The sequence below is a fragment of the Phyllobacterium sp. P5_D12 genome, assembly GCF_054049495.1.
In genome coordinates this window covers 1-6,120 of sequence record NZ_JBFUMG010000258.1, presented here as the reverse complement: position 1 = coordinate 6,120, position 6,120 = coordinate 1, and the positions used below count along the sequence as shown (strand labels likewise).

The following is a 6,120-nucleotide window of genomic DNA, read 5'->3' as shown; positions in this document are numbered from 1 at the left end:
ATTTCAACCACTGCGTGAATGCAAGCTGAGCAGCATGATCGATTTTCGCATAATCCGTGACAAGAAAATAGGACTTCGGTGATTTGATGCTGAGATCGAACGGCCGGATGAGTTGACCAGCTCTCATGGCTTTGCGACAGGTGAGTTCATCGCCCATGGCGATGCCCTGCGCGGTGATGGCGGCCGAATAGACGAGGTTCATGTCGGAAAACAGAATCCCTCGTTCCGAATCCGGATTGTCGACATTGGCGAGTGCCAGCCAGCGGGTCCAGTCCTCGAAGTCGCCGAGGTGCAACAACGGCGCACGCAAGATGTCCTTCGGTTCGGCGATGCCGCCGAGATTGTTGAGGAGAACCGGGCTGCATAGCGGTGTGAACTCCACCTCGCAGAGGAGTTCGACTGATCTACTTGGCCAATTGCCATCGCCAAACGCAATAAAGAGGTCGACGCTGGCATCGCTGACATCGTCGAGCTTGCGCGGCGTTATGATGCGCAGCGCCACATCAGGATATTTCTCCTGAAACTCGGCGATATGGGTGCATAGCCACAGCGACGCGAAGCCCGCCGTGCAGCTAATGCACAATGAACCGCCAGTACCAGCCGGGCTTTGCCGTTCGCCTGCATCGTCGATGACGATGAGCGCCTTACGAACATCATTGGCATATTTGCGGCCGCGAGGCGTCAGCGTGACGCCTTTTCCATCCCGTTGCAGCAGCTCGAACCCGAGATCGCGTTCGAGCAGCCGCAATTGATGACTGACCGCGCTGCGGGTCAGATGCAATTCTTCCGCCGCTCGCCAGACGCTGCCGTGCCTGGCGAAGCTTTCCAGCGCGCGAAGTGCCTGGGTGGATGGTATCCGCATCAGACGGTCCTTGTGAGGGAGGGGTGAATAGAATTTGCACGTTTTGAAAAAACATATCACTTTTTGTCCCGCCTTCCAGATGATTATCTCCTGGCAGTGGGAGACAGAATTTGATCACGGCAGCGGCGGCATCGGCATTGAATTTCGTTGACGATCACGCGTCTGATCTGTCGTCCTGGACCCGCACGATCTTTGATTTCGGCGAGACTGCATGGCGCGAATATCAATCGGCCGATTGGTACGTGGCGCGGCTGCGTCAAGAGGGTTTTGACGTCGAGGTTGGCTCCGGCGGCATGCCAACGGCATTTTGCGCCCATTGGACCAACAAGGCCGGAACAAACGGCAAGTCGCCGACAATCGGCATGTATGCCGAGTACGATGCGGTCCCGGGCAACTGCCAGGACGCGTCGACGGCAAAGCGCCCACGTCCGGGACTGAGCGAGCACGCGGGTGGACATACGGATCCACATTCCGGTCTTGGCATATCTGGTCTGGGTGGTTTGCTGGCAACCAAGGCGGCTATGGAAAGACATGGCATCGCGGGGACGTTGCGCTTTACCGGAGAGCCCGCCGAGAAGGTGCGTGGTTCCAAGCCGATCCATGCCGCTAAGGGTTATTATGACGGGCTTGACGGCATGATCTCGTTTCATCCGTTCTATATGCTACCGCTGTGCAATACCGTGCGCTGGGACACGCATTGCGGCGCTGCCTATTCGATGATTTACCGCTTTGTCTGCGATCAGCCCGAGCGATGGGGTTTGAGCGACGGCGCTCCCATCCCGCAATCTCATTCCGCCGTCCGGGCGCCGGGCGCCAATGACGCGCTGATGATGATGTACATGGCGTCAAAGGCATTGCGCGATTCCATGCTGCCGCATCAGGGCGGCTGGTCGATCAGCGAGGCAATCCTGACGGCGGGGCAGGCGACGGCCGACAATCTTCCGGCGGGTCTTGCCGAGATTCAATACATGATGCGCGTACCAACGATTGCCATGGCGGAACAGTTGACCGCAGCGCTCGACCGCAATGCCGAGCACGCTGCGGCGATGACAGGCTGCCGGGTGGAACGGCACTGGGTTTGCAAGTCGCGCCCAGGCCTTGCCAATCACGCGATGGCTGAAATCACCTGGGAAGCACTCAACATTGTCGGTGCACCACGTTGGGATCAGACGGCGAAGGCCATTGCGCGTGAAATCCAGATTAATGCTGGTGTCGAGGCAATGGACGAGCCATTCATCGACGAATGCGAGAAGCTGATTTCACCACAGGAGGCCGAAGCAATCCTCCGCCGTGACCTGCCGCCGTCACAGATCAACTCCACGTCAGACGACTATACCGATATGACCTGGCACGCGCCGACAGTCCGTTTCTATGTGGCGCGACCGGCGTTGAAAGCACCCAAGGGATACGCTTATCCCAGCTGGGTGATGAACGCGCTTGGCGGCATTCCGGCGACGATCGATCCGATGGTGGTCTGCGCTGCGAAGACTGTTGCGTTGACAGCCTTGCGCCTGCTTGAGGACGAAGGCGCGCGAAAACTGGCAAAGGATGAATTCATCGAACGCACAGGCGGCGGCGTTGGCGGCTCGAAGTGGATCGCGCCGCTGTGTGATTACGAACCGCCAATCCATTTCCGCTGGCCGGAATATGTAACAACTGCACGCGGGCGCGAGTGGTGGATACCCACCGGCGCACAATAGGAGACAGTCTAATGACACGTCACGAACAGGACTTTGCGGCCGATGCTTTCACTCTGAAGCGGCGCAATGCCAATGGCGGCACCAAGCCACTCAAAGGCTGGGGTTTTCGCAATGAAACGGATCCGCTAACTGACGTGCTGCTTGGTTCGCCGGCGTTCCTGCGCCATATGGCGACAAGTTCGCTGTCGCGCAAACATTTGCGCGAAGCGCCGTGCAACATCCAGACCGCGCAGGCCCAGCACAAGGAGYTGGTTGCGGCCTACGAACATTTTGGCGTGAAGATCCACTGGCACGAGCCGGAGCCTGAGCTGCCGATGCAGGTCTATTCACGCGATTCGAGTGTGATGACACCCTATGGTGCGATCATCACCGCCATGGCCAACTGGTGGCGTCGCGGCGAAAACTATGCCGCCATCCGCACCTATGAGCGGCTCGGCATTCCGATCTACGACATGGTCACTGCCGGCACATTCGAGGGCGGTGATTTCAACGTCATCGAGGAGGGCTGTGTGCTGATCGGTTGCGGCGGCGCACGCACGCAGGAGGAGGGCGCCCGGCAAGTCGAAGACTGGTTCCGCAAGGAGGGCTGGGAGACGCGCCTTGCCTTCATCGATGAATATTACGTCCACATCGACCTGATGGTTGTGCCGATCGCGCCGAAGCTTACTGCGGTCTGTCTTGCCTGCACGGAGCCGGCGATCGTCGACTGGCTGAAATCCAAGGGTCACGAGATCATCGATGTGCCATTTCAGGATACGATGAATCTGGGCTGCAACTTCATGTCGCTCGGCAAGGACCGTGTCATCGCACCAACGTCGAGCCAGACCTTGATTGAAAAGCTCAAGGCGACGGGATTTGAAGTCGCTGCGGTCGATATGAGCGAAATCTCCAAAACCGGTGGTGGTATTCACTGCATGGCGCAGGCTCTTTTGCGCTCACCGGAATAGGGGATACGACAGACAGTTCAGATCGCGGGGCCGGGCGCGGATTGAACGATCTGGACGCCGTTGATTTTGTAGGTGCCGTCGGCTTGTTTCACGAGTTGGTAGATGGCAGTCCAATCCTTGCCATCTGGTCCGGTGATCAGGACCTCCTGGATCACCTGATCGCCAGCGACCTTGTTTCGTCCGAAGGCGAAATTGCCCGGCCGATAAACAGGTTGGTAGGCCTTCTTGACCATTTCAAAAAAGAGGGACTCGTTGAGGAACTTGCCCTGTATCTCTGGCGAAGCAAAAGAAAATGCGGTACGCGCATCGTCTCTGAGAAAGGCATCTATTTGCTGTTTTATGATYGATTGAGCCGTTTCGACGGCCTCCTCGGCAAACGCAATCGCAGGCACAGCGAACAACAGCAGTGCGCCGACAACCAGTCTCAAGCAAAACGCTCTACCCATATCCGTCCTCGGCGATAAGTCCTCTTCACGGCACCTATCGATGCGAGTATACGCTTTTAGCGATCACCCGGAATTGAATTTCGGCCGGCAAAGCGCCATTCTGCCAACTGGATGAGGAGAGTCACAGCAATGCAAACGGTAAGGTGTTTGGCTTTCGCGATGGTGTTTGCAGCGACGGTATCCGCATTGGGATACGATCCAGCTGCAGCAGCAGATTGTGGCAGTACGGCTTCGCCAGGCCTGGACTGGAGCGAGTGCAGCAAGAAAAGCATTATCATACCGGGGAGCAACCTCGAGGGAGCCAATCTGATTGGAACCGATTTCAATGCGACGGATTTAGGCAATTCCAACCTGACGTCTGCAAATTTCGAAAAAGCCAGCTTGATGCGGGCATCCTTGGCGGGTGCCAAAGCCGAGAAAGCCAACTTCTCAAGGGTCGAAGCCTATCGATCAAGCTTCGCCGGCATTTCTGCCGATGGCGCATCTTTCGCCAGCGCGGAATTTCAGCGCGCGGATTTCAGCGGAGCAAGCCTCAAGAACGCAAACTTCGAGAAAGCGGAACTGGGGCGTGCGAATTTCCAGAAGGCAGCACTGGCGGACGCACGGTTTTTCCTTGCAAACCTCTCGCGCGCTGACCTGACGGGGGCTACCATCGGAGGCAAACCCGTGTTCGAAGGCGCATTCATGTTCCGGACTAGAATAGAAGGACTGGACTTGTCCGCTGCGCAGGGCTTGCAGCAGTCACAAATCGATCTTGCGTGCGGAGACACCTCAACCAAACTACCAGATGGACTGTCTACTCCTGGCAGTTGGCCATGCACCGCCGACTAAGGGAGTCACCTAGCGTTGATCATTGTATGGCTCCTTGCTTTCGCCAACTAGCTTCGCTAATTCCGAAAATGACCATGGTTTTTCGGCTCCGGTATCATTGGCAATCTGGAGGATCCGGATGGGAAAGCAAACCGCATCGCGGTTTGACGGTGTAAGGCCCTCAACAAAGCGATTATCCCCGTGAGCAGTCGCTTCGGCTTTCTGAAACGCAACGTCCAACTCTTCTTGCGAAACGAGCCCCTTGGCCACGAGCAACCGGTTTATCGATGCAATGGCGAGACAGAGACCTTCAATTTGCAGATTAGCTGCGTTCATGGCTGGTCCTCCTGGTTGAATTCGCTCAACGTTTGGAAGCGCAATTCGATCCAATTCAAAGGAGCAAATCTTGGCTACATGGTCCATGAAGACAAGTGAGGCCCAGATAGCCCATTTTGGTTGGACTATACTGAGCCTCGTGTCAGGATACTTTTTGGAACTTGTCCAATGCCATCCTGGCAAAGGTAAAACGCGCAATGAGCGCGATGGTTCCAAATGGTCAAAAAACTTCATGCCACTGAGTTGGAACCGTTTCGGACTTGACGACCAAGCAGGTTCAACGCCGCTGTGTTTGGCGTTCGGTTGGTCGAGATCGCTGCTGTCTGCCGTTACAGCGCGTCTTATGAACAGAGCTTCTCGCGGCAATGAAGGTAGTCGGATTTTCCCGGTTTCGCACCCCCCGGACCGACATTGCTCACCTTGAGTTTTATTAGCCTCGGCGCGTTCKGCATTGGATCCCAATTTGACGCGCCTTGCTGCAAACGGTCAGGCAGCAAGCAACATTCTCATCCGATCCTCCACCTGTGATGAGTTGAGATTCCACGTCAATGAACCGGAATGTCAACAATACTGCCTCGCGGAGCGGACAGAAACTCAAATTCATGTTGCCCGTCATGGTTTCGACCAACTAAATCGGGCGGGGCCCGGCGGGAGACTTACTTATCGAAGGATGGGCCAAAGCGCCGGGCCCAGTTGCAAAGAATTCCAGGCGCAACAGGATTAGACTGCTCTCGCTCGCATGTCTGTCAAATAAACACTCTGACGTGGTCCGTCGCGTGAGTTATTCAGCTAAAGTTGACAGTTTAGCGCACTAATTCGCTGAACTTCAGGCCCTTAGCCGACGGGCAACATGTCAATCTCGCCGGATGAGATTCGGGCGGCAACATCAAGCCTGACGGATGAGGCCTAAATCTACGAGCGTCTGCACCTCGTCGTCAGAATGCTGGATACCGAGTCCCAAGCGAAAATTGATGCTTGCAGCGCTCCCGCATATTTTTGGCGTATCAGAGTCTGTATCC

The 6,120-nt window shown here is 56.3% G+C and carries 6 protein-coding genes; 3 read left to right on the top strand and 3 right to left on the bottom strand.

The window, feature by feature from the left end; all coding sequences use genetic code 11:
• Positions 1–862, bottom strand: an 862-nt coding sequence (locus ACXJ5O_RS16360) for a LysR substrate-binding domain-containing protein (RefSeq protein WP_457300810.1), incomplete at its 3' end; no start/stop codon positions are given.
• Between the two features lie 110 nt (positions 863–972).
• Here ACXJ5O_RS16360 and ACXJ5O_RS16355 point away from each other — a divergent pair.
• Together ACXJ5O_RS16355 and ACXJ5O_RS16350 are read left to right on the top strand one after the other, a co-directional pair.
• Positions 973–2,562, top strand: coding sequence for an amidohydrolase (locus ACXJ5O_RS16355; RefSeq protein ID WP_457300809.1), 1,590 nt, complete (start codon positions 973–975; stop codon positions 2,560–2,562).
• A gap of 11 nt (positions 2,563–2,573) precedes the next feature.
• Positions 2,574–3,509 (top strand): dimethylarginine dimethylaminohydrolase family protein, encoded by a 936-nt coding sequence (locus tag ACXJ5O_RS16350; RefSeq protein ID WP_457300808.1) that lies wholly within the window; start codon positions 2,574–2,576, stop codon positions 3,507–3,509.
• Between the two features lie 17 nt (positions 3,510–3,526).
• On the opposite strand, the gene ACXJ5O_RS16345 is transcribed toward ACXJ5O_RS16350, so the two are convergent.
• Entirely contained in the window at positions 3,527–3,955 is a 429-nt protein-coding gene (locus ACXJ5O_RS16345) for a DUF4864 domain-containing protein (protein WP_457300807.1), read from the bottom strand.
• Positions 3,956–4,114: 159 nt separating this feature from the next.
• Here ACXJ5O_RS16345 and ACXJ5O_RS16340 point away from each other — a divergent pair, with 159 nt between their 5' ends.
• Positions 4,115–4,786, top strand: a complete 672-nt coding sequence (locus tag ACXJ5O_RS16340; RefSeq protein ID WP_457300811.1) for a pentapeptide repeat-containing protein — start codon at positions 4,115–4,117, stop codon at positions 4,784–4,786.
• Positions 4,787–4,795: 9 nt separating this feature from the next.
• Here ACXJ5O_RS16340 and ACXJ5O_RS16335 read toward each other — a convergent pair whose 3' ends face one another.
• Entirely contained in the window at positions 4,796–5,101 is a 306-nt protein-coding gene (locus ACXJ5O_RS16335) for a hypothetical protein (protein ID WP_457300806.1), read from the bottom strand.
• Positions 5,102–6,120: the final 1,019 nt, after the last annotated feature.